Annotated in this window: 23 protein-coding genes and 1 tRNA gene; 21 read left to right on the top strand and 3 right to left on the bottom strand. The window is 67.9% G+C overall.

The window, feature by feature from the left end:
- Window positions 1-19: 19 nt before the first annotated feature.
- The 3 genes from ROR02_RS11915 to fsa form a co-directional block, all read right to left on the bottom strand.
- Window positions 20-970: a tyrosine recombinase XerC gene (locus ROR02_RS11915; RefSeq protein WP_147164254.1), complete on the bottom strand. Its 951-nt coding sequence runs from the start codon at window positions 968-970 to the stop codon at window positions 20-22.
- 86 nt (window positions 971-1,056) lie between these two features.
- Window positions 1,057-1,797, bottom strand: coding sequence for a DUF484 family protein (locus ROR02_RS11910; protein ID WP_147164251.1), 741 nt, complete (start codon window positions 1,795-1,797; stop codon window positions 1,057-1,059).
- Window positions 1,798-1,847: 50 nt separating this feature from the next.
- Window positions 1,848-2,504 carry a fructose-6-phosphate aldolase gene (gene fsa, locus ROR02_RS11905; RefSeq protein WP_147164250.1) on the bottom strand — a complete coding sequence of 219 codons (657 nt, stop codon included), beginning with the start codon at window positions 2,502-2,504 and terminating at the stop codon, window positions 1,848-1,850.
- A 110-nt stretch (window positions 2,505-2,614) separates the two neighbouring features.
- Between fsa and ROR02_RS11900 the strand changes: the two genes are divergently transcribed.
- The 21 genes from ROR02_RS11900 to ROR02_RS11805 all read left to right on the top strand — a co-directional run bounded on the left by ROR02_RS11900 (window position 2,615) and on the right by ROR02_RS11805 (window position 22,017).
- A complete protein-coding gene (locus ROR02_RS11900) occupies window positions 2,615-4,891 on the top strand; it encodes a primosomal protein N' (RefSeq protein WP_147164253.1) in 2,277 nt (758 codons plus the stop codon).
- Window positions 4,892-5,136: 245 nt separating this feature from the next.
- Window positions 5,137-5,697 (top strand): F0F1 ATP synthase subunit delta, encoded by a 561-nt coding sequence (locus tag ROR02_RS11895; protein WP_147164249.1) that lies wholly within the window; start codon window positions 5,137-5,139, stop codon window positions 5,695-5,697.
- Window positions 5,697-7,229 carry a F0F1 ATP synthase subunit alpha gene (atpA, locus tag ROR02_RS11890; protein ID WP_147164248.1) on the top strand — a complete coding sequence of 511 codons (1,533 nt, stop codon included), beginning with the start codon at window positions 5,697-5,699 and terminating at the stop codon, window positions 7,227-7,229. Before ROR02_RS11895 ends, atpA begins: the two co-directional genes overlap by 1 nt.
- 48 nt (window positions 7,230-7,277) lie before the next feature.
- Window positions 7,278-8,183, top strand: coding sequence for a F0F1 ATP synthase subunit gamma (locus ROR02_RS11885; protein WP_147164247.1), 906 nt, complete (start codon window positions 7,278-7,280; stop codon window positions 8,181-8,183).
- 27 nt (window positions 8,184-8,210) lie between these two features.
- Window positions 8,211-9,632, top strand: coding sequence for a F0F1 ATP synthase subunit beta (gene atpD, locus ROR02_RS11880; protein ID WP_147164246.1), 1,422 nt, complete (start codon window positions 8,211-8,213; stop codon window positions 9,630-9,632).
- A 36-nt stretch (window positions 9,633-9,668) separates the two neighbouring features.
- Entirely contained in the window at window positions 9,669-10,091 is a 423-nt protein-coding gene (locus ROR02_RS11875; RefSeq protein WP_147164245.1) for a F0F1 ATP synthase subunit epsilon, read from the top strand.
- 19 nt (window positions 10,092-10,110) lie between these two features.
- On the top strand, window positions 10,111-10,245 hold the full coding sequence (locus tag ROR02_RS17460; RefSeq protein ID WP_281291037.1) for a hypothetical protein: 135 nt from the start codon (window positions 10,111-10,113) through the stop codon (window positions 10,243-10,245).
- A gap of 108 nt (window positions 10,246-10,353) precedes the next feature.
- Window positions 10,354-10,794, top strand: coding sequence for a rhodanese-like domain-containing protein (locus ROR02_RS11870; protein WP_147164244.1), 441 nt, complete (start codon window positions 10,354-10,356; stop codon window positions 10,792-10,794).
- A 103-nt stretch (window positions 10,795-10,897) separates the two neighbouring features.
- Window positions 10,898-11,701 carry a hypothetical protein gene (locus ROR02_RS11865; protein ID WP_147164243.1) on the top strand — a complete coding sequence of 268 codons (804 nt, stop codon included), beginning with the start codon at window positions 10,898-10,900 and terminating at the stop codon, window positions 11,699-11,701.
- Window positions 11,702-11,832: 131 nt separating this feature from the next.
- Window positions 11,833-12,516 carry an ATP phosphoribosyltransferase gene (gene hisG / locus ROR02_RS11860; RefSeq protein WP_147164242.1) on the top strand — a complete coding sequence of 228 codons (684 nt, stop codon included), beginning with the start codon at window positions 11,833-11,835 and terminating at the stop codon, window positions 12,514-12,516.
- A complete protein-coding gene (hisD, locus tag ROR02_RS11855; protein WP_147164241.1) occupies window positions 12,500-13,804 on the top strand; it encodes a histidinol dehydrogenase in 1,305 nt (434 codons plus the stop codon). The genes hisG and hisD overlap by 17 nt, the downstream gene beginning before the upstream one ends.
- 68 nt (window positions 13,805-13,872) lie before the next feature.
- On the top strand, window positions 13,873-14,343 hold the full coding sequence (locus ROR02_RS11850) for a UPF0262 family protein (RefSeq protein ID WP_407672644.1): 471 nt from the start codon (window positions 13,873-13,875) through the stop codon (window positions 14,341-14,343).
- Between the two features lie 2 nt (window positions 14,344-14,345).
- Complete coding sequence (locus tag ROR02_RS11845; protein ID WP_281291036.1) at window positions 14,346-14,813, top strand: arsenate-mycothiol transferase ArsC; 468 nt, start codon at window positions 14,346-14,348, stop codon at window positions 14,811-14,813.
- 166 nt (window positions 14,814-14,979) lie between these two features.
- Window positions 14,980-15,198, top strand: a complete 219-nt coding sequence (gene infA / locus ROR02_RS11840) for a translation initiation factor IF-1 (RefSeq protein ID WP_147164239.1) — start codon at window positions 14,980-14,982, stop codon at window positions 15,196-15,198.
- Window positions 15,199-15,288: 90 nt separating this feature from the next.
- Entirely contained in the window at window positions 15,289-15,849 is a 561-nt protein-coding gene (locus tag ROR02_RS11835) for a Maf family protein (protein ID WP_147164238.1), read from the top strand.
- Window positions 15,806-17,215 carry a ribonuclease E/G gene (locus ROR02_RS11830; RefSeq protein ID WP_170245089.1) on the top strand — a complete coding sequence of 470 codons (1,410 nt, stop codon included), beginning with the start codon at window positions 15,806-15,808 and terminating at the stop codon, window positions 17,213-17,215. Before ROR02_RS11835 ends, ROR02_RS11830 begins: the two co-directional genes overlap by 44 nt.
- Before the next feature lie 428 nt (window positions 17,216-17,643).
- The gene (locus ROR02_RS11825; RefSeq protein WP_147164236.1) at window positions 17,644-18,885 is read left to right on the top strand and encodes a PocR ligand-binding domain-containing protein; all 1,242 of its coding nucleotides are present in this window, start codon (window positions 17,644-17,646) and stop codon (window positions 18,883-18,885) included.
- A 135-nt stretch (window positions 18,886-19,020) separates the two neighbouring features.
- The gene (locus ROR02_RS11820) at window positions 19,021-19,215 is read left to right on the top strand and encodes a DNA gyrase inhibitor YacG (protein ID WP_147164235.1); all 195 of its coding nucleotides are present in this window, start codon (window positions 19,021-19,023) and stop codon (window positions 19,213-19,215) included.
- A gap of 36 nt (window positions 19,216-19,251) precedes the next feature.
- Window positions 19,252-20,379, top strand: a complete 1,128-nt coding sequence (locus tag ROR02_RS11815) for a GNAT family N-acetyltransferase/peptidase C39 family protein (RefSeq protein WP_147164234.1) — start codon at window positions 19,252-19,254, stop codon at window positions 20,377-20,379.
- A gap of 18 nt (window positions 20,380-20,397) precedes the next feature.
- Window positions 20,398-21,909, top strand: a complete 1,512-nt coding sequence (locus ROR02_RS11810) for a RimK family protein (RefSeq protein WP_147164233.1) — start codon at window positions 20,398-20,400, stop codon at window positions 21,907-21,909.
- Between the two features lie 32 nt (window positions 21,910-21,941).
- Window positions 21,942-22,017: transfer RNA gene (locus ROR02_RS11805), tRNA-Phe, on the top strand.
- Window positions 22,018-22,058: the final 41 nt, after the last annotated feature.

Below are 22,058 nucleotides of genomic sequence, written 5' to 3'. Positions count from 1 at the left end.
TGGCCCTGGTCGCCTGCTTCTAGCCCCGGGCGCGGGGGTGGGTGTCGTGGTGCAGCCGCACCAGCCCTTCGGCATCGACGCGGGTGTAGCGCTGGGTGGTGGACAAGCTGGCGTGGCCCAGCAGTTCCTGAATGGTGCGCAGGTCGCCGCCGTGGGCCAGCAGGTGGGTGGCGAAGCTGTGGCGCAGGGCGTGCGGCGTCGTGGAGTCGGGCAGGCCCAGAAGCGCGCGCAGCCGGCGCATCTGGCGCTGCACCACCCCGGGATTGAGGCGCTTGCCCCGCGCGCCCACGAAAAGCGGGTCGTTGATCCCGCCGATGAACGGACAGGTCGCCAGGTAGTCGTCCAGGGCTTCCCGGACGACGGGCAGCAAGGGCACGACGCGCTCCTTGCGGCCCTTGCCAAGGATGCGCATCACCGGCCCGCGCGGCAGGTCGCCCCGGTCCAGGTCCAGGGCTTCCCCCAGGCGCAGCCCGCAGCCATACAATAAGGTGAATAGGGCCACGTCGCGCCTGGCGATCCACGGTTCGTCTTGCAACTCGGCGGCCGCCCCCAGGGCTCCGGCCGCCTCGGTCTCGGAGAGGGCCTTGGGCACGGCCTTGGGCAGGCGCGGGGTGCGCAGATCGTTGATCGCCGGGTTGTGCAGGATCTCTTCGCGGTCGAGCCAGCGAAACAAGGTGCGCAGGGCCGATACCGCCCGCGCCAGCGACGCCCGCGCGATGTCGTCGTCGGTGCGCTGGGCCAGATAGGCGCGAAAATCGGTGGCGCGCAGGTCGGCCAGGGTGGCCAGGCCCGGTTCCTCGCCCCGGTAGTCCCTCAGGAAGGTCAGGAACGAGGCCACGTCGCGGGCATAGGCCAGCAAGGTGTGGCGACTGGCCCGGCGCTCGCGCCCCATCCACGTCAGCCAGCGGACCAGCACGCCGACCAGGGCCGGATCGCCCGGCAGGGGCACGGCGGCCAGAACCGGACCCATCACCGGATCGTCGGCCAGGGAGTGGACGATCCCGGACCCGGCGGCTTCGGGCCAAACGCGCGTCCCGGGATCGGCGGGCGGTGCGCTCACCGGGCCTCGGTGAGCCAGCGGCGCACCGTGTGTTCAAGAACCCGGGTCAGGAACACCAGCAGGTCCATGGCCATGTCGGGTTCGAAGGTGCCTTCAAGCCGCGAGCCCACGGCCAGCAGCGCCGGCGGCTGCCCGGGGCCCAGGTTCAGGCGCACCAGGGCGTCGGAGGCGATCAGGGGCGCCATGTCGCCGTAGAACAGGGGTTCGGCCTCGGTCTGGGGGCGCAAGATGGCCTGGCCGTCGGTGCCGAACAGTTCGTCGATCAGCCCCACCGGCAACGAGTCCAAAAGCCCCGGCGCGGGATCGTCGTCCTTGAGCAGGCTGGCGCCGGCCAGGGGCTCCAGGCGCACGGCGCACGCATCGACATCAAGCAGCATCGGCAGTTCATCGCCGATCACCCGGGCAAGACCGGCCAGCCCCGGCGCCTCCAGCACGGCCAGCGCCGCTTGCAAGGTGCCCTTCTGGGTCGCCATGTTCGAGCGCGTGGTCATGATCAACTCTTCGGCGCAGTCCTGGAGATCGGCCATCTCCGTTTGCAGGCGCTTGAGCATCACATGCTGGATGTCCACCACCTTGCCGTCGGTCTGTTCGAAGCGTCGGGGTGGCGTGGCCCTGAGCAGCACATCCGGATGTTCCATCAGGAAATCCGGATGACGCAACAGGTAGTCAAGGACGGCGGCTTCGTCCGGTTCTCTCCCCGACGTCGGGGTTGACGCGGTGTCGCTGCCCATGCCCATGGGCCCTCCTCCCGGTTTCAATGACTTGAATGTGTGAAAGGATGTATCGATTACAAGATGGTCTGACCGGACTTGGCCCAATCGTCAAGAAACGCCTTCAGGCCCCGGTCGGTCAGGGGATGCTCGAACAGCTGGTACAAAACCTTGGGCGGCACGGTGGCCACGTCGGCGCCCATGCGGGCCGCTTGCACCACGTGCATGGGATGGCGCACGCTGGCCACCAGCACCTCGGTGCGCAAGGCCGGATAGTTGCCATAGATGGCCAGGATCTCGCCGATCAGGCCCATGCCGTCTTGCGACAGGTCGTCGAGACGCCCGACGAACGGCGAGACGAACCGCGCGCCAGCCTTGGCCGCCAGCAGGGCCTGGCCGGCCGAGAAGCACAAGGTCACGTTGACCATGATCCCCTCGTCGCTGAGCGCGCGGCAGGCGCGCAGGCCGTCGCGGGTCAGCGGCAGTTTGACGGCGATATTGGGCGCGATGCGCGCGAGGCGTCGCCCCTCGGCCAGCATGCCGTCGGTGTCGAGAGCGGTGACCTCGGCGCTGACCGGGCCCGGGACCACGGCGCAGATGTCGGCGATCAGCGACAGGAAATCCTTGCCCTCGCGCGCGGCCAAGGTTGGATTGGTGGTCACGCCGTCCACCATGCCGGTGGCGGCCAGCTCCTTGATGTCGGTCAGGTTCGCCGTGTCGATGAAGAATTTCATAACCCAGGTTTCTCCCCGTCGCATGCACCGGCCCAATCGGGCGGCGCGGAGTGTAGCCCATGGCCGATAGTCCCGCTACTCTTTCCCCGGTCTTGCCGCTAAAAGCTGTTATGATTGATAATTCTTCTTCAAAGGGGTGCCCGGAGCCCGGAGCGGGCGCCCGGGTCGCGGTGTTGCTGCCCCTGCCCTTGGCCGGTCCTTATGACTATCGCGCGCCGGCCGGGGAGAGGCTGGCGCCGGGGCTGGTGGTGCGGGTGCCCCTGGGGCGGCGCGAAGTCATCGGCGTGGTGTGGGAGGCGCCGGCGAACGCGGACGCCCCGGCGGTTGGCGACGCGGCCCTGCGTCCGGTCCTGGCGGTGCTGGAGACTCCCCCCGTGCCCGAGCCCTTGCGCCGGCTGGTCGATTGGGTGGCGGCGTACACGGTCCAGCCACCGGGCGCGGTGCTGCGCCTGGTGCTCAGCGTGCCCGATGCCCTGATGCCCCCCAGAAGCGCGCGTGGCTGGAGCCGGGCGGCGCGGGACGGGGGCGCCCCCCCGGCGCGCCTGAACGAAGGACGCGCGCGGGTTCTGGCGGCCCTCGACGAAGCGGCGGCGCACGGGCAGCCGGCGCTGGTAACGGCGGATCTGGCGGCCCGGGCCGGGGTCACGGCGGCGGTGATCACGGCCATGGGCAAGGCGGGCCTGATCGCTGCCCGGGGGATGGACGGGGATCCGGCTCCGGGCCCGGGGCCCGACCCCGCCCACCCGGGGCCGGTGCTGTCGCCGGCCCAGGCCGGGGTGGCCGCCGAGCTGCGCGCGCGGGTGGGGGCCGGGTTTTCGGTCTGCGTGCTGCACGGGGTGACGGGCTCGGGCAAGACCGAAGTGTATTTCGAGGCCGTGGCCGAAACCCTGCGCCAGGGGCGCCAGGCGGTGATCTTGCTGCCTGAAATCGCGCTCGCCACCCAATGGCCGGAGCGGTTCCAGGCCCGCTTTGGCGCCCGGCCCCTGACGTGGCATTCCCAGGTTCCGGACGGCCAGCGCCGGCGCGGCTGGCGGGGGGTGGCCCAGGGGCGGGTGCCGGTGGTGGTGGGGGCGCGCTCCGCGCTTTTCCTGCCCTTTCCCGCCCTGGGCCTGATCATCGTCGACGAGGAACACGACGCCTCCTACAAGCAAGACGACGGCGTGCCCTACCATGCCCGCGACATGGCGGTGGTGCGCGCTCGCCTGGAAGGGGTGCCGGTGATCCTGGCCTCGGCGACGCCGGCCCTGGAAACCCTGGAGAACGCCCGTCGCGGTCGCTATCACCTGCTGCGCCTGCCCGCGCGCCACGGGGGCGCGGTGTTGCCGGCCGTGACCCTGGTTGATCTGCGCGCCCATCCGCCCCAGCGCTGGCAGGCCGGGGGCGAGGACGCGCCCTTTCAGACCGGATGGATCGCGCCGCCCCTGGTGAGCGCGATTCGCGACACCCTGGCGGCGGGCGAACAGGTTTTGCTCTATCTGAACCGGCGGGGCTACGCGCCCTTGACCTTGTGCCGGCACTGCGGGCACCGCCTCGCTTGTCCCAACTGCTCGGCGTGGCTGGTCGAGCACCGGGCGAGCGGGCGCCTGTGCTGTCATCACTGCGGCCATCAACGCCCGATTCCCACCACCTGCCCCGCCTGCGGCGCCGAGGACAGTCTGGTGGCGTGCGGCCCCGGGGTCGAGCGCCTGGCCGAGGAGGTGGCGCACCGCTTTCCCAAGGCCCGGGCCTTGATGGCAACCAGCGATACCCTGGGCGGCCCCAAGGAGGCGGCCGAAATGATCCGCCGGGTGGGCGCGGGCGAGGTCGACGTGCTGATCGGCACCCAGATCATGGCCAAGGGTCACCACTTCCCCGGCCTGACCCTGGTCGGCGTGATCGATGGCGATCTGGGGCTGGCCGGGGGCGATCCGCGCGCGGCCGAGCGCACCCACCAGCTTTTGCATCAGGTGGCCGGGCGCGCGGGCCGCGCCGGGCGGCCGGGGCGGGTCTTGATCCAGACCGCCGATCCCGGCCATCCGGTGATGGAGGCGCTGGCCAGTGGCGACGACGCCGTGTTCTTGGAAACCGAAGCCGCCGAGCGCGAGGCCCACGGCCTGCCGCCGTTCGGGCGGCTGGTGGCGCTGATCGTCTCGGGCGAGGATCCGGGCGCGACCCAGGCCACCGCCCGGGCGCTGGCGCGCTGCGCGCCCGAGGGCGCCGGGGTGCGGGTGCTGGGCCCGGCGCCGGCGCCTCTTTCCCTTCTTCGGGGGCGTCACCGGGTGCGCTTGTTGTTGAAGGCGCCGCGCGCGGTCCGGGTCCAGCCGCTGGTCGGTTCGTGGCTGGATCAGGTGCCGGTGCCCCGGGGCGTGAAGGTTCAGGTGGACGTGGACCCGGTTTCCTTTTTATAGTCGGCGCCGCAAGGGGTCGGGGGGCCTCTTGTGCAAGGGGACTGGCACAGGACCCACGAGGCGGACGGGGCCCGAAAGGGATCGCCGTGAGCCGCCCGCGTATGTTGCATGCGGGAGGCGTCTGTGCTAATGAACCCGCGCGCCTGGGGGAACACGCCTCGCGAGGGGTGTCAATCCGAAATAAATCAAAGGGTTGCGCCACCCTGGCGCACCGCGTTCGAACGACTGTCGTGAGGCTATCGCACGTGTCATCCGAAATGGCTGGAGTAACAGGAGTGGCCGACCGCTATGCGGTTGCCCTCTATGAACTGGCGGAGGAGCGGGGCGCGCTGGACACCGTGTCCGCTGATCTCGTCACCCTGCAAGCCCTGCTGGACGCCAGCGCCGATCTGCGGCGGGTGATCGCGAGCCCGGTCGTGGGTCGGGACGCCCAGCGCAAGGCGCTTGGCGTCTTGGCCGAAAAGGCGGGATTGTCCGACATCACCCGCAATTTCATCGGTCTGGTGGCCTCGAACCGCCGGGCCTTCGCGCTTGGGGGCATGATCCGGGCTTTCCAGAATCGTCTGGCCGAGCGCCGTGGCGAGGTGACGGCGCACGTCGCCACCGCCACCGCCCTGACGCCGGCGCAGGAAAGCGCCCTGAGCGCGGCTCTCAAGAAAGCCGTGGGGAACAGTGTCAGTGTCGCCGCGACGGTGGATCCGTCCTTGCTGGGCGGCATGATCGTGCGCGTGGGATCGCGCATGGTGGATAGTTCCCTGCGTACCAAGCTGAAACGGTTGCACTTCGCCATGAAAGGGGTTGGGTGATGGAAATCCGCGCCGCGGAGATCTCCGCGATCCTCAAGGAGCAGATCGCCAATTTTGGAACCGAGGCCGAATCCGCCGAGGTGGGTCAGGTTCTGGCGGTCGGCGACGGTATCGCCCGCGCCTGGGGCCTGGATTCGGTCCAGGCCGGTGAGCTGGTCGAGTTCGAAAACGGGGTCAAGGGCATGGCCCTGAACCTGGAAACGGACAACGTCGGCATCGTGATCTTCGGTGATGACCGAGGCATCAAGGAAGGGACGCTGGTCAAGCGGACCAAGTCGATCGTGGACGTGCCGGTGGGCAAGGGCCTGCTGGGCCGCGTGGTCGACGGCCTGGGCGAGCCCATCGACGGCAAGGGCCCGCTGACCGACGTCGTGCGCAAGCGCGCCGAGGTCAAGGCGCCCGGCATCATTCCGCGCCAGTCGGTGCACGAGCCGGTGCAGACCGGCATCAAGGCCATCGACAGCCTGATCCCCATCGGGCGTGGCCAGCGCGAGCTGATCATCGGTGACCGCCAGACCGGCAAGACCGCGATCATCCTCGACACGATCTTGAATCAGAAGGCCCTGAACGACAAGGCCAAGGACGACTCCGAGAAGTTGTTCTGCGTCTACGTCGCCGTGGGTCAGAAGCGCTCGTCGGTGGCCCAGGTCGTCAAGACCCTGGCCGAACACGGCGCCCTGGATTACACCATCGTCGTCGCCGCCACGGCGTCCGAGCCGGCGCCGCTGCAGTTCATCGCGCCCTACACCGGTTGCACGATGGGCGAGTTCTTCCGCGACAACGGCATGCACTGCGTCATCTTCTACGATGACCTTTCCAAGCAGGCCGTGGCCTACCGCCAGATGTCGCTGCTGCTGCGTCGTCCGCCCGGGCGTGAAGCCTTCCCCGGCGACGTGTTCTATTTGCACTCGCGCCTGCTGGAGCGCGCCGCGAAGCTGAACGCCGACAACGGCTCGGGCTCGCTGACCGCCCTGCCGGTGATCGAGACCCAGGCCAACGACGTGGCCGCGTACATTCCGACGAACGTGATTTCGATCACGGACGGCCAGATCTTCCTGGAGACGGACCTGTTCTTCAAGGGCATCCGCCCGGCGGTGAACGTGGGCCTGTCGGTGTCGCGCGTGGGCTCGGCGGCCCAGATCAAGGCCATGAAGAAGGTCGCGGGCACCATCAAGCTGGAACTGGCCCAGTACCGTGAAATGGCGGCCTTCGCCCAGTTCGCTTCCGACCTGGATCCGGCCACCCAGAAGCTGCTGGCCCGGGGCGCCCGCCTGACCGAGCTGCTCAAGCAGCCCCAGTACTCGCCGCTCAAGGTCGAGGAACAGGTTTGCGTGATCTACGCCGGCACCAAGGGCTACGTGGACGCGGTCAAGACCACCGACGTGACCCGCTACGAGGCTTCGTTGCTGTCCGAGCTGCGCTCCTCCGGGGTGGATATCCTTGAGGCCATCCGCACCGAGAAGGCGCTGTCCCAGGAAACCGAGGACAAGCTGGTTCGCTTCCTGACCGACTTCGGCAAGAAGTTCGCCTGAAAGCCCCAGGACGTCCCCGTGACCCGATCAGCGAAAGGCTCGTAGCCGATGGCCAGTCTCAAGGACCTCAGGGCGAGGATTTCCTCGGTCAAGTCCACGCGCAAGATCACGTCGGCCATGAAAATGGTCGCCGCCTCGCGCCTGCGCCGGGCTCAGGAGGCCGCCGAGGCCGCCCGTCCCTACGCGCAGCGCATGGAGCGGATGCTGTCCAACCTCGCGGCTTCGGTCGCCGGCCAGGCGGGGGCTCCCCCCCTTCTGGCCGGGACCGGCGCCGACAAGGTTCACCTCCTGGTCGTGATGACCGCGAACCGCGGTCTGTGCGGCGGTTTCAACTCGTCGATCGTGCGCGCCGCGCGTCACCGGGTCCTGGAGCTGCGCGCCCAGGGCAAGACGGTGAAGCTGCTGTGCGTCGGCCGCAAGGGCCGCGACGTGCTCAAGCGTGAGTTCGCCGACGATATCATTGGAACCTTCGAGGAGCAGGGCTCGAAGGGCATCACGTACACCGAAGCCGACCGCGTGGCCCAGGACATCCTGCGCCGCTTCGAGGCCGGCGAGTTCGATACCTGCACCCTGGTGTACAACCGGTTCCGTTCGGCGATTTCGCAGATCGTGACCTTGCAGCAGGTGGTGCCCTTCCTGCCGTCTCCGGCCGGCAACGACAATCAGGGCGCGCACGGCGGCCACGAGGCCGAGGCGCACGCCTTGTATGAATACGAACCCTCCGAAGAGGCCATTCTGGCCGACCTGTTGCCCAAGTGCGTTGGCATTCAGGTGTACCGGGGTCTGCTGGAAAACTACGCTTCCGAGCAGGGCGCGCGCATGACGGCAATGGACAACGCCACGCGCAACGCCGGCGAGATGATCAAGAAGTTGACCCTGACCTATAACCGCACGCGACAGGCGCAGATCACCAAGGAGCTGATCGAGATCATCTCCGGTGCCGAGGCCCTCTAAACGAGACCGAATTCAGGAGCAGTATCCATGGCTAGGAACAACGCCGGAACGATCACCGAGGTGAAGGGCGCTGTCGTTGACGTGAAGTTCGAGGGCGAGCTGCCCGGTATTCTGTCGTGCCTTGAGACGACCAACAACGGGTCGCGTCTGGTTCTGGAAGTCGCGCAGCACCTGGGCCAGGGCGTGGTGCGCACGATCGCCATGGACGGCACCGACGGCCTGACCCGTGGTCAGAGCGTGGAAGCCACCGGCCAGCCGATTTCGGTGCCGGTTGGTCCGGGCGTGCTGGGCCGCATCATGAACGTGATCGGCGAGCCGATCGACAATCGTGGCCCGGTCGACGCCAAGAAGACCTCGCCGATTCACCGCGCGGCCCCCGAGTTCATCGAGCAGTCCACCGACACCGAAATCCTGGTCACGGGCATCAAGGTCATTGACCTGCTGGCCCCGTACACCAAGGGCGGCAAGGTCGGCCTGTTCGGCGGCGCCGGCGTGGGCAAGACCGTGTTGATCATGGAACTGATCAACAACATCGCCAAGGGCCACGGCGGCTATTCCGTGTTCGCCGGCGTCGGCGAGCGCACCCGTGAAGGCAACGACCTTTACCACGAAATGATCGAGTCGGGCGTTATCGACCTCGAAGGTCCGAACTCGAAGGCCGCGCTTGTCTACGGTCAGATGAACGAGCCCCCGGGCGCCCGTTCGCGCGTCGCCCTCTCGGGCCTGACCCAGGCCGAATACTTCCGCGACGAGGAAGGCCAGGACGTGTTGTTCTTCGTGGACAACATCTTCCGCTTCACCCAGGCCGGTTCGGAAGTGTCGGCGCTGCTGGGCCGCATTCCCTCGGCGGTGGGCTATCAGCCGACGCTGGCCACCGACATGGGCGCCTTGCAAGAGCGCATCACCTCGACCAAGAAGGGCTCGATCACCTCGGTGCAGGCCATTTACGTGCCGGCCGACGACTTGACCGACCCGGCCCCGGCCGCTTCGTTCGCCCACCTGGACGCGACCACGGTGCTCAACCGCGCCATTGCCGAGCTGGGCATCTACCCGGCCGTCGATCCGCTGGACTCCACCTCGCGCGCCCTTGATCCGAACGTGGTTGGCCTGGAGCACTACACGGTTGCCCGTGAAGTCCAGCGTCTGCTGCAAACCTACAAGTCGTTGCAGGACATCATCGCCATTCTGGGCATGGATGAACTGTCGGAAGACGACAAGCTGGTGGTGGCTCGCGCCCGCAAGATCCAGCGCTTCCTGTCGCAGCCGTTCCACGTGGCCGAAGTGTTCACGGGCTCGCCCGGCAAGCTGGTCAGCCTCGAAGACACCGTGAAGGGCTTCAAGGGTCTGATCGAGGGCGATTACGATCACCTGCCCGAGCAGGCCTTCTACATGGTCGGGTCGATGGCGGAAGCCATCGAAAAGGCCAAGAAGATGGCCGAGGCCGCGTGAACCCTTTGTCCTTGACCGCAGCCGGAGGCGTTTTCCATGGCCGCAACCACGGAATTTGAACTGGTCTCGCCCGGGCGGCTGTTGCTGTCCGAGCCGGTGGAGATGGTCGTTGTCCCGGGAACGGACGGTGATTTCGGTGCCCTGCCGCAGCATGCGCCGATGCTTTCCACCGTGCGTCCTGGCGTCATCAACATCTACAAGGGCGGACGGGTGGCGCGCCGGCTGTTCGTGGCCGGCGGGTTCGCCGAAGTGACGCAAGAGCGGTGCACGGTCCTGGCCGACGAGGCCATCGACCTGGCCGAGATCACTCCGGCCGAGGTGCAGCAGCGCCTTCAGGCCGCCGATGACCAGGTCAAGGAAGCCCGCAACCCCGAGGAAAAGGCCGCCGCCGATCGGGCGCGCGGCCTGGCCCAGGCCCTGGCCGAGGCGGCCAGCGCCGCGGCCCACGCCCACGCCTGAGGCCTCGGGTCTCGCGTCGATGAACGCGGCGGAACTGGTGATGGCCGCGCTGGTCGCGGTGTTTTATCTGGTTCCGCGCGCTTTTTTCCGGGCCGCCTGTCGTTTGGGACAGGCGGCCCGTTCCTTTATCCGGCGCCCGCCCGCCGGCGATTGACAAATCCCGGCCGGGTGGGCGACACCAAGCGCGCGGGGGGCCGGGGCTTCGACCCGGGTCGCCCGGCACTTCGTCTTGTTCTCCTGCCTTGCAAGGGATCCGCCCCCCATGGACCTGTCGTCCGTCAACTGGCAATTCATTGCGCCGGTGGCCGTGATCATGGCCGCCTTGTTGGTGATTCGCGTGCTGCCGCGCCTGACCTCGGGCGGCGCCTCGGTCGTCGAGCCCTCCCAGGTCAACGCGTGGCGTCTGGCGGGCGAGGATCTCATGATCCTGGATGTCCGCTCGCCGGCGGAATTCGCCAAGGGCCACGTGCCCGACGCGGTCAACATGCCCGTGGTGTCGTTGCAGTCGCGGCTGCTCGACCTGCGCTTTGGCGAGACCGACGCCTTTAAGAGCGTGCCCGTTTACCTGATGTGCGAAACCGAGGCCCGGGCTTCGGCGGCGGCGCGCCTGATGAAGCAGTCGGGCTTCAAGCGCCTGGCCATCATCGGCGGCGGTTTCCGGCGCTGGAAGCGCGAGGGCCTGCCCACCGCCTCGGGGGCGTGAGCCACGAGGCATGCCGGCCCGGGAACGGCCTTCTTTCGTTTCCGTGAAGGATCTTGAAGGATGAAGAAGAGGCCGGCCTGAAAAAGAAGGGGAGGGGAGGGCGGTGGCCGACGATGATCCCGTCCGCGAGGCACGCCAGGCTCTCGACCGCGACGCCGCCTTGCTGCTTGACGTGCTGCGCGATCCCCAGCGGGCCTTGCGCCGCCCCGATCCGGCGCCGTCGCGCGCCCCTTCTTCCTCCCTTTCCTCCGCCGGGTCCTCGCGCCTTCCGGGGTCGGGGGAGGGGGCGGCGGCTCCGGGCGCTGTTGGCCCGTCTTCCGGCGCCTCGCCGCGCGCGGGCGTTTCCGGGCCGACCTTCCAGCCGCCCCGTCCCCTGCCCGACGGCCGTCCCAGCGCGCGCGAGCGCGCCGACCTGGTGGTCCTGGACATGGAAACCCTGATCCGCGATCACCGGGCGCGCAACGCCTCGGGCATGCGGGTGTCGGATTGGAAGGCGGCGGCCCACCAGGCGGTGCTGGCGGCCCTGATCGAGGCCGAGGAAAGCGGCACCCGGCACCTGATGCACGCCAGCCGCTGGATTCTGATCGCCAGCGCCACCGTGGTCAGCGTCGGGTTCTGGGCGGCGGTTTATCAGATCGACAAGGCCTACGGGCCGGCAGCCTCGGTGCTCTTGGGCTTTTTCGGGCTGGTGCTGGTGGGGCTGGGGCTGGACGCGGCCTTGCGCCGCTGGGTGTGGCGGCACCGGGCCCGGGTGCGGGCGCGGCGCTGGGGCGAGGTGCGCTCGTTCGACGGACGGCTGAAACGCCTGCGCCGCTACCTGGAAAAATCCCTCAAGGAACTGGAAGGAATTTCGGACGAGGTCGAGGCGCTGAAGGCCCGCCTGCGCGATCCACCGCGCCCGCCGTGAGCCGGCCAACACGCACACAACACCCGCCAGCGCGGGAAGGGGTGGTGCGCGGACGGGAATGAGGCTAAAACCCGAAGGCAGGGGACGCGCTTCGTCCCCCTTCTTTCCGGCTGCTGGAGGGCCCCTGTTCCATGGCGTTCGATGCGCGCGACGGCGCGGACAAGCTGGTCATCGCCCTGCCCAAAGGGCGCATTCTCGATGAGGCCATGCCGCTGGTGCGTGCCACCGGCCTTGAGCCCGAACCCGCTTTCGATGACCCGAAAAGCCGTCAGCTTCGCTTTGCCACCAACCATCCGGGGGTGGACATCATTCGCGTGCGCAGTTTCGACGTGGCGACGTTTGTTGCCTTTGGCGCGGCCCATCTGGGCATTGCCGGCAACGACGTGATCATGGAGTTCAATTATCCCGAGCTTCAGGCCCCCCTCGACCTGGGCATTGGCGCCTGCCGGCTGGCGGTTGCCGAGTCGGTGGCCTTGCATGCCCAGGATGATCCCGTGCGCTGGTCGCATATCCGCGTCGCCACCAAGTACCCCGAGATCACCCGGGCCCATTTCGCGGCGCGCGGCGTGCAGGCCGAGTGCATCAAGCTGAACGGCGCCATGGAGCTGGCGCCGGCGCTGGGCTTGTGCCGGCGTATCGTCGATCTGGTCTCGACCGGCTCGACCCTGCGCGCCAACGGTCTTGTCGAGGTTGAAACCATTGCCCATGTCACCTCCCGTCTGGTGGTCAACCGGACGGCCATGAAAGTGCGTTCGCGCGAGATGGCCTTGTGGATCGATCGTTTCCGGGAGGTGTGCCATGCCCGTGCGGCTTGAGGCTTCGGCCAGCGGTTTTGACCAGGCCTTCGCCACCTTGCTCGCCAGCAAGCGGGAATCGGCCCAGGACGTGAACGACACCGTTGCCGCGATCCTGGCCGACGTGCGCGCGCGGGGCGACGCGGCGGTGATCGAGTACACGGCGCGTTTCGACCGCCTGACCCTGACCCCCGAAACCCTGCGCATCGAGACCAGCGTCGTGGACCGGGCGGTGGAAACGGTGGATCCCGAGCTGCGCGACGCCCTGGCCGTGGCCGCCGATCGCATCGCGTCGTTCCACGGGCGCCAGGTGCCGCAGGGCTTTTCCTACACCGACCAGGCCGGGGTGCGCCTGGGCCAGCGCTGGACGCCGGTATCGGCGGCGGGCCTGTATGTGCCGGGCGGCACGGCCGCCTATCCGTCGTCGGTGCTGATGAACGCCGTTCCCGCCAAGGTGGCGGGGGTGGAACGCCTGGTCATGGTGGTGCCGGCTCCGGGCGGCGTGCTCAACCCCCTGGTCCTGGTGGCCGCGCGCATGGCCGGGGTCGATGAAATCTACCAGATCGGCGGTGCCCAGGCGGTGGCGGCGCTGGCCTACGGCACGCCGACCATCCGGCCGGTGGACAAGATCGTGGGCCCGGGCAACGCCTATGTCGCGGCGGCCAAGCGGCAGGTGTTCGGCACGGTGGGGATCGACATGATCGCCGGGCCGTCGGAAATCCTGGTCGTGGCCGACGGGGCCAATGATCCCGACTGGATCGCCATCGACCTGTTGTCGCAAGCCGAGCACGACACCGCCGCCCAGTCGATCCTGATCACCGACGACCGCGCCTTCGCCGACGCGGTGGAAGAAGCGGTGGAAACCCACCTGCGCACCTTGTCGCGGGTCGAGATCGCGGCCGCGTCGTGGCGCGACCACGGGGCGGTGATCGTGGTTGACGACCTGCTGGCCCAGGCCCCGGCCCTGATCGACAAGGTCGCGCCCGAGCACCTGGAACTGGCGGTGACCGATCCCGACACCCTGGCCGAGCGGGTTCATCACGCGGGCGCCATCTTCCTGGGCCGCCACACGCCCGAGGCCATCGGCGACTACGTGGCCGGGCCCAACCACGTGCTGCCGACCTCGCGCACCGCGCGGTTCTCGTCGGGCCTGGGGGTGCTGGACTTCATGAAGCGCACCACCCTGGTGGGCTGCTCGGCGGGGGCGCTGGGCACCCTGGCGCCGGCGGCGGTGCGCCTCGCGCGCGCCGAGGGGCTGGAAGCGCACGGGCTTTCGGTCGCGTCGCGGCTGAACATGCCTCGGGAATAGGGCGAACGGGGGAGGTGTGACCGGTGATGACCTCGACGCCTCCCCCGCGTGTCCTGCCCGATCCCGCCTTGAAGCCGACCGATCGCCTGGTCGGGATCACCCTGGACGAACGCACCTTCGTGCGCCGGCGCCCGGAGGTGGAGCACGAGCGCGCGGTGGCGATCTTCGACCTGCTGGAAGACAACCGCTTTGCCGTGGTCGGGCTGGACGGCCCCTATCGTCTGGCGCTGAGCCTGGAGGACAACCGGCTGGTGTTCGATGTCCGCGACGAGGCCGACCTTCCCCTGACCCGTTTCGTCCTGGGCATGGCCTCGTTTCGCAGCGTGGTCAAGGACTACTTCACGGTGTGCGAGAGCTATTACACGGCGATTCGCACCTTGTCCCCCTCGCAGATCGAGGCGATCGACATGGGGCGACGCGGCTTGCACAACGAAGGCGCCACCTTGCTGCGCGAGCGCCTGGCCGGGCACGCGGTGTTGGATCACGACACCTCGCGCCGCCTTTTCACCTTGCTGTGCGTTTTGCACGTGCGGGCCTGACCGTGGCGCCCACGATCGAGCCCGCCCTGGTCTTGCCCTCGGCGGTGTTGTTTTGCTGCACCATGAACCGGGTGCGCTCGCCGATGGCCGAGGGGCTGATGAAGCGCCTGCATGGCAAGCGGGTGTTCGTCGAGTCGGTGGGGGTGCGTCCGGCCGAGGAGATCGACGGCTTCGTGATCGCGGTCATGGACGAAATCGGGATTGATCTGCGCGGCCACCGGCCCCGCGCGTTCGAGGACCTGCAAGACGAGAGCTTCGACGAAGTGGTGTCGCTGTCGCCGGAAGCCCAGCACAAGGCGGTGGAAATGACCCGCTGGATGGCCTGCGAGGTCACGTTCTGGCATACCTTCGACCCCAGCCTGGTGGAAGGCTCGCGCGAGACGCGCCTGGAGGCCTATCGGGCCGTGCGCGACGAATTGCAGGCCCGCCTTCTGGCCCGTTTCCCCATCGCCCTGGGGCCGGCCGGGTAGGAAAACACGAGGCCGGAAGGGGCCGGGCCCTTGGGGGAGAGGGGACGGCCGGTTCGTCGTCCGAAAGGCCCTTTCGCAAGGGGGGGATGCGTGAAAATCCCTTGACGACTCTTCCCCTGCCCACCCATAACAGGTCTCCTTTGCAAAACGGGAACCAGTTGGGGTCATGGCCAAGGAAGACGTACTTGAATTTGCTGGCGTGGTGGTGGAATTGCTGCCCAATGCCATGTTCCGGGTGAAGCTGGACAATGATCATCATGTCCTCGCGCACACTTCGGGCAAGATGCGCAAGAACCGGATCCGGGTTCTGGTCGGCGATCGCGTCACCGTGGAAATGACGCCCTACGATCTGACCAAGGGACGCATCACGTTCCGCTTCAAGTGATGACGTTCATACTCAAGGGGACCTTCCATTTCTGATCCCTGTGCCCCGGAGAGGACTTCCCAAACGGGAGCGCCTCCCCCGGCGTCCCTGGTGTTGGGCTCGGCCTCGCCCCGGCGTCTCGCGCTTCTTGCCGATGTCGGCGTGATCCCCGACCGGGTCGATCCCCCCGATCTTGACGAAACTCCCTTGCCGGATGAACCGCCCCGGGCGCATGCCTTGCGCCTGGCCCGCGAGAAAGCCCTGGTCGTGGCCGCGCGCCACCCCGGTGCCTTCGTGCTGGCCGGGGACACGGTGGTGGCGCGTGGCCATCGCGTGCTGCCCAAGGCCCTGGACGAGGCCACGGCGCGCCGCTGCCTCACCCTCCTGTCGGGGGCGCGGCATCGGGTGTATGGCGGGCTCGCGCTGGTGTGTCCGGACGGGCGTCTGGTCAGCCGGGTGGTGATGACGCAAGTGGCCTTCAAGCGCTTGTCGGAAGCCGAGATCCGCGCCTATCTGGCGTCGGGGGAGTGGCACGGCAAGGCGGGCGGCTACGCCATCCAGGGCCGCGCGGCGGCCTTTGTTCCTTTCCTGTCGGGCTCCTATTCCAACGTGGTCGGGCTGCCGGTGTTTGAAACCGTGGCCCTGTTGGAGGGCAACGGCTATCGCCGCTGAGGATTCGTTCACCGTCCTGGTCAGCGAAGCGCCCGGGGAAACCCGCTGGGCGCTGCTGGACGCGCGCGAAACCGTGCTGGAGGTGGTCCACCAGCGCGCCCATCGCCCCGAGGCCGGCGCGTGTCTGGCCGGGCGCGTCGGCAAGCGTTTGCCCGGGCACCGGGCCGCGTTCGTTGACGTGGGGGTGGGGCCGGCCGGCTTGCTCGACGCGGCCGACACGCCCGAGGGCCTGCCCCCCGAGGGCCGCCTGGTCCTGGTGCAGATCACCCGCCCCGCCGTGGGCGACAAGGGGCCGAAACTGTCCGCCAAAATCGCCCTGCCGGGGCCGTTCCTGGTGTACACCCCCCACGCGCCCGGAATCGGGCTGGGGGCGCGGGTGGGCAAGACCGCCACGCGCGAGGCCCTGCGCGCCCGCCTGGCCGCCCTGATCGAGCCTCACGAAGGCGTGATCGCCCGCACCAGTGCCGGAGCCGCCGAGGTCACCGAGTCTCACCTTGCGTGCGATCTGGCGCAGGCGCGCGCGGCCTGGAACGCCCTGGAGGAGGCCTTCGCGGCGGCCTCGCGCCCGGGACTGCTGCGGCCGGCCCCGCCGCCCCTGGATGCCTGGCTGACCGGGCCCGGGGGGCGCGCGGCGCGGGTGGTGGTGGAAGGCGGCACTCGCCTGGCCGAGGTACGCGCCCATCTGGCGGCCCATCATCCGGACTGGTGTGGTGTTCTGGAGCGGCATTCCGATCCTCTTCAGGCCCTGTTCGAGGCGTTCGGAGTGGAAGCCGCCCTGGAAGAAGCGCTGACTCCCGGGGTGGCCGTGCCCGGGGGCGGTCGCGTGATCGTGGCCGAGACGGCGGCGGTGAGCGCGATCGACGTGGACGCGGGCGGGCGGGACCGAAACGCGGTGGCGCGGGCCGCCGTGGCGGTGATCGCCCATCAGATCCGGCTGCGCGGGTTGGCGGGGCAGATCGTGATCGATTTTCCCCGGGGCGGTGGCGGCCCCGATCCGGCCCTGATCGCGGCCTTGGGGGGGGCTCTGGCCCTGGATCCGGCCGGGCCTCGCGTTCTGGGGGCGACCCGGGGCGGTCTGGTGGAAGTCAACCGTCCGCGCCGACGCGCCCCTTTGTCCGAAGTGCTGCTCGATCCCCAGGCCCCGGCGAGCCTGACCCCCGAGGCGGGGGTGCTGGGCGCCTTGCGCCATATCGCCCAGGGCCGCCCGGGCCAGCGGGCCCACCTGGAGGTCGGTCCCCGGGGCGCGGGCCTGTTGAACGGCCCCCTGGCCGCTGCCCTGGCCGAGGCCCAGGCCCGCCTCGGCGCTCCCGTCACCGTCAGCCTGCGTGCGGGCGCCGACGAGTCGGTTTCCCTGACCTTCGCCTGATTCCCGGTCGTTGACGACGTGCGGTGACGCGCGTCCTTTCTCAGGGCGTGTCCTGGCGTCCGGGAAGGGGTGCGTGGTGGCCCCGTCAAAAGGCGATAATGAGGGTGAAAATGCCTGAAAGGATCTGTACACTAGGGTTTGTCAGGGAAAAATGAACGCTGCTTTCCGAAAAAAAACTAAAACAACGGGATAGAGGGCCTGCCCCCTTCCATTCGAAGCGAATGGACTCCAAGAGATGTGGCGCTTGGCACGGCGGGGGGGTGTTGCTCCAGGGAGTCGTGGCACCAAAGGCATGGGGGGGCTTCCCTGGTGTCCGGGGCCCGTATCCAGGCGAAGGCCTTCTTTTCCATGTTGCGTGGACTCCACCGACGGGGGCGTGTGGAGTGATGTGATCGCAACTCCGGAACGCTGTTCTGGGAGGACAAGGCATGAACTTGCGCGATATCCTGCCCCTGGATCATTTTCATGACCTGTGCCAGGAGTTTAGCGACCTGACCGGGGCGGTGACCGCCATTTTGGATGTGGACGGCAATATTCTGGTCGCCACCGGGTGGCAGGACGTTTGTACCCGTTTTCACCGGGTCCATCCCGCCAGCGCGGCCCGTTGCCGGGAAAGCGATACCACCCTGGCCGCCCGCCTGGGCGAGGGCAAGGGCTACCACGTGTACAAATGCAAGAACGGGCTGGTCGACGTGGCGGTGCCCATCGTCGTGATGGGGGAGCATGTGGGCAATGTCTTCACCGGGCAGTTCCTGTGCGAGGAACCCGACATGGCCGCGTTCGAACAGCAAGCCGACCTGTTTGGTTTTCCTCGGGATGCCTATCTGGAAGCCCTGAAACGTGTTCCAATTTTCTCGGACGAGAAGGTCAAGCTGATCACGGGATTTTTCACCAATTTAACCCGTCTGATCGCGGAATTGGGCGTCACGAGAATGGAGCTTGAAAAAGCAAATCGTGAAATACACGAAAAAAACAAGGATCTTGAAAGTTTCGCGTATGCCGCATCCCATGATCTTCAGGCGCCCTTGCGCAATATCGTTGGGTTCGCGAGTCTTCTGAAGCGGCAAAAATCCGTCGAGTTGGGCGAGGAAGGGGGGGAATACGTTGATTTCATCCTCGGCAATGCCCAGGCGATGAATAAAATGATCGCGGGGATCTTGGAGTATTCCCGTGTGAACAGCAGGCCCCGGGACCTGGGCATGGTGCCCGTCCGCGCCGCGGTGGCCATGGCGCTCGACAACCTCGCCTCCGAGATCACGGCGGCCGAGGCCCGGGTGGAGGTTGGCGATCTCCCCGCCGTGATCGGCGAAAGCGCCTTGCTGGTCAGCCTGTTTCAAAATCTCATCGGCAACGCGCTCAAGTATCGCGATCCCTCGCGGCCGCTGCGGGTTTCGGTCCGGGCCGAGCAGCAAAAATGGAAACAGGTGCAGTTTTCCGTCGAGGACAACGGCAAGGGCATCGATCCCGCGTTGCAAGAAAAGGTGTTCGATATTTTTCAACGCGGCGCTTCCGAAGCCAGCGCGAACGGTTCGGGCATCGGCTTGGCCTTGTGCCGGCGCATTGTCCGGCGTTTGGGCGGCGAGATCTGGCTGACCTCCGCCCCTGGCGTGGGCTCCACGTTCCGCCTGACCTTGCGGGCCGCGCGCCAGGACGAGGAAGTCCTCGGCTGATCGCGTCCGGCAGTCCGGACTTTTTTCCCCCCCCACCGCTGACAGTTTTCTTCGGGGGGTGTATATTGCGTGTTTTCAACAGACAAGCGTCCCGGGGGACCCGGGTGTGGGATGTCGGCGGGGGAGAGGATGGTCATGGAGGATGCGGACGAAACCCCGGCGGTGCGCCTGCCCAAGGCGGCCTGCCCGCTGTGCGGGCGGCCGGTTGATCCCCGCTATCGGCCCTTCTGCTCGCGCACCTGCGCCGACCGCGATCTTGGCCATTGGCTGAGCGGACGCTACCGCATTCCCACCGACGAGACGCCGGCCTCGGAGTCCGACGAGTTCTGAAGGGGCTTTTCCCTTCGCATCAAGGAGTCCCCTGTCATGACCGGGGTCATCCGTTCGTTGACCGCCCGGGACGTTCCCGCGCTGGTCGCCCTGGAACAGGCCTGTTTTACCGGCGATCGCCTGTCGCGCCGTAGTCTTCAACGCCTTCTCAAGCGTCCCAACGCCTTGTTCGTGGGAATCGCCAGCGAGGAAGACGGCCCCTTGCTGGGCTACGCGCTGGTTTTGCTGCGCACCGGCACCTCGCTCGCGCGGCTTTACTCCCTGGCCGTGGCGCCGTCGGCGCGCGGGCTGGGGCTGGGCGCGGCGGTGTTGCGCGCCGCCGAGGAGGCCGCGTTGGAAAACGGCGCCTCGGCCATGCGCCTGGAGGTCCGCCCCGACAACCAGGGTGCCATCGCCTTGTACCGCAAGCAGGGCTACCGCGAGTTCGCCGTCTACCAGGGCTACTACGAGGACCTCTCCGACGCCTTGCGCATGACCAAGCCGCTGCTGCTGTCGGGCCAGGGCGGGCGCGGGTCGGTGGTGCCGCTTTATCACCAGACCTTGCCGTTCACCTGCGGGGCCGCGTGCCTGATGATGGCCATGCACGCCCTTGATCCGACCCAGCCCATGGACCAGATGCAGGAGATCCGGTTGTGGCGCGAGGCCACCACCATTTTCATGACCAGCGGTCACGGCGGCTGCGGGCCGCATGGCTTGGCCCTGGCCGCTCACCGGCGCGGGTTCCAGGCGGAAATCTTTGTCAGCGCGGAGGGGCCGTTGTTCGTTGAAAGCGTGCGCGATCCCCGCAAGCGCGAGGTCTTGCGCCTGGTTCACGAGGAGTTCGAAACCGATTGCCGCAAGGCGGGCGTGCGCATGACCCCGCGCGCCCTGTCGGCGGCCGAGGTCACCGCCCTGGTGGCCGAGGGCGCCATGCCCATTGTCCTGGTCAGTCAATACCGGCTTTGGCGGGAAAAGGCGCCGCACTGGGTTGTGATTTCCGCCGTTGACGAGCATTGCATTTATGTCAACGATCCCGATGTCGATCTGACCGACGAAACAGCCTCCTCCCTGGAGTGCCTGCGTCTGCCCATCTCCCGGCGTGACTTTGAAACCATGGCCCGCTTCGGCCGCTCCCGGCTGCGCGCGAGCGTGGTGTTACGCCGGCCACCCCCCCCCGAACCATAACAAAAAGCCGCCCTTGCGATGCTTTTGATTCTATCGGAACGCAAGCCCGAAACCTTCCCTGCCGAGGTTGCCGGGCTTGTCGTGGCGCCCCGCGACTATATTGGCGTGTCGGGCCACTGTTCGAGCCGTCCTACCCGCTTGCTGAACCTGACGGGGGATTGTTCCTATCTCAGCTTGGGCTACTACGCCTCGCTGCTGGCGGAGGCGCGGGGTCAGCCCGTGGTTCCTTCCGTCGAGACCATCGTCAACCTGAACCGCAAGGCCATCCGGACCTTGCAACTGGGCGAACTGGACGGAGCCTTGCGCGCGCGCATGAGCGCGCTCGGGGACGCGGCCGGGACCACGGCGTTTTCCCTGTTCATCGCCTTCGGCGCGACGCCCGACGAGCGTTTCGCCCGGTTTGCCAAGCTGGTGTGGAAGACCTTTCCCTTTCCCCTGATGGATGTGTCGCTGACCCCGTGTCCGCGCCAGGGCTGGCGGGTGAAGGACATCGTGCCCGTGTCGGCGCGGGGCCTGGACGAGGCGCGCGACGCCTTTTTCCAGGAGCGTCTGGTCCGGTTCGTCAAGGGCGAGTGGCGCCCCAGGCCGCCGCGCAAATCGCCGCGCTGGTCGCTCGCCGTGCTGTGCGATCCGTCCGACCCCACCCCGGCCTCGGATGCCGACGCCTTGCACAAGCTGGCCCGCGCCGGCCAGCGCCAGGGGGTGGCGGTGACGGTGATCACACGCCACGACCTGGGCCGGCTCGCGGAATACGACGCCTTGTTCATCCGCGAGACCACCAACGTCAACCACCACACCTTCACCTTCGCCTGCAAGGCCGAGGCCGAGGGCATGCCGGTGATCGACGATCCGCGCTCGATCCTGCGCTGTTCCAACAAGGTCTATCTGGCCGAATGTCTGAAGGCCCAAGGGGTGCCGACCCCGCGTACCCTGGTGGTCGACCGCCGCCGCCTGCCCCGGGTCGATCGCGACTTGGACTATCCGATCGTGCTGAAGATTCCCGATGGCAGCTTTTCGCGCGGCGTGATCAAGGTGGACGACCGCGCCGCCCTGCTGAGCCAGGGGCGCCACCTCCTGGAGGCGTCCGACCTGATCCTGGCCCAGGAATTCATGCCCACCGCCTTTGACTGGCGCGTGGGCGTGCTGGCCGGGCAGCCGCTCTACGTGAGCCAGTACCGCATGAGCCGGCGCCACTGGCAGATCATCAAGCACAACGCCGATGGCTCGGCCGAGTATGGCGGCTTTCAGACCCTCGACGTCAGCGAAACGCCCCCCGAGGTGATCGCGCTTGCCCTGCGTGCCGCCAACCTGATGGGCAATGGCCTTTATGGGGTGGATATCAAGCAGACCGAGCGCGGCTGTTTCGTGATCGAGGTCAACGATAACCCCAGCATCGATGCCGGCGTCGAGGATCAGGTGTTGAAAGGGGGGCTCTATGATCGCCTGATCGGCGAGTTCGTGCGCCGGCTGGAGGAAGCCCACGAAAAAAATACAAGAGAGGGGCTTGCCAGTGCCCCGTCGATGGGCTAGAAAGCCGCCCTCCCCGACGGGACGACGACGGGGCCCAGGTAGCTCAGCTGGTAGAGCACGTGACTGAAAATCACGGTGTCGGCGGTTCGACTCCGTCCCTGGGCACCACGTCCCCCGATCGGAAGCCAAGCGGTCACCAAGCCGTTCTG

This window comes from Pararhodospirillum oryzae (genome assembly GCF_007992075.1).
GTDB lineage: Bacteria > Pseudomonadota > Alphaproteobacteria > Rhodospirillales > Rhodospirillaceae > Pararhodospirillum > Pararhodospirillum oryzae.
Note: the sequence above shows the minus strand (reverse complement) of the source record. Positions and strands in the feature narration are given on the sequence as shown.

Coding starts and splice junctions, on each gene's coding strand:
- ROR02_RS11915 (WP_147164254.1), bottom strand. CDS start 970: ATGGGTCCGGTTCTGGCCGCCGTGCCCCTGCCGGGCGATCCGGCCCTG.
- ROR02_RS11910 (WP_147164251.1), bottom strand. CDS start 1,797: ATGGGCATGGGCAGCGACACCGCGTCAACCCCGACGTCGGGGAGAGAA.
- fsa (WP_147164250.1), bottom strand. CDS start 2,504: ATGAAATTCTTCATCGACACGGCGAACCTGACCGACATCAAGGAGCTG.
- ROR02_RS11900 (WP_147164253.1), top strand. CDS start 2,615: ATGATTGATAATTCTTCTTCAAAGGGGTGCCCGGAGCCCGGAGCGGGC.
- atpA (WP_147164248.1), top strand. CDS start 5,697: ATGGAAATCCGCGCCGCGGAGATCTCCGCGATCCTCAAGGAGCAGATC.
- ROR02_RS11885 (WP_147164247.1), top strand. CDS start 7,278: ATGGCCAGTCTCAAGGACCTCAGGGCGAGGATTTCCTCGGTCAAGTCC.
- atpD (WP_147164246.1), top strand. CDS start 8,211: ATGGCTAGGAACAACGCCGGAACGATCACCGAGGTGAAGGGCGCTGTC.
- ROR02_RS11875 (WP_147164245.1), top strand. CDS start 9,669: ATGGCCGCAACCACGGAATTTGAACTGGTCTCGCCCGGGCGGCTGTTG.
- ROR02_RS17460 (WP_281291037.1), top strand. CDS start 10,111: ATGAACGCGGCGGAACTGGTGATGGCCGCGCTGGTCGCGGTGTTTTAT.
- ROR02_RS11870 (WP_147164244.1), top strand. CDS start 10,354: ATGGACCTGTCGTCCGTCAACTGGCAATTCATTGCGCCGGTGGCCGTG.
- hisG (WP_147164242.1), top strand. CDS start 11,833: ATGGCGTTCGATGCGCGCGACGGCGCGGACAAGCTGGTCATCGCCCTG.
- hisD (WP_147164241.1), top strand. CDS start 12,500: ATGCCCGTGCGGCTTGAGGCTTCGGCCAGCGGTTTTGACCAGGCCTTC.
- infA (WP_147164239.1), top strand. CDS start 14,980: ATGGCCAAGGAAGACGTACTTGAATTTGCTGGCGTGGTGGTGGAATTG.
- ROR02_RS11825 (WP_147164236.1), top strand. CDS start 17,644: ATGAACTTGCGCGATATCCTGCCCCTGGATCATTTTCATGACCTGTGC.
- ROR02_RS11820 (WP_147164235.1), top strand. CDS start 19,021: ATGGAGGATGCGGACGAAACCCCGGCGGTGCGCCTGCCCAAGGCGGCC.
- ROR02_RS11815 (WP_147164234.1), top strand. CDS start 19,252: ATGACCGGGGTCATCCGTTCGTTGACCGCCCGGGACGTTCCCGCGCTG.
- ROR02_RS11810 (WP_147164233.1), top strand. CDS start 20,398: ATGCTTTTGATTCTATCGGAACGCAAGCCCGAAACCTTCCCTGCCGAG.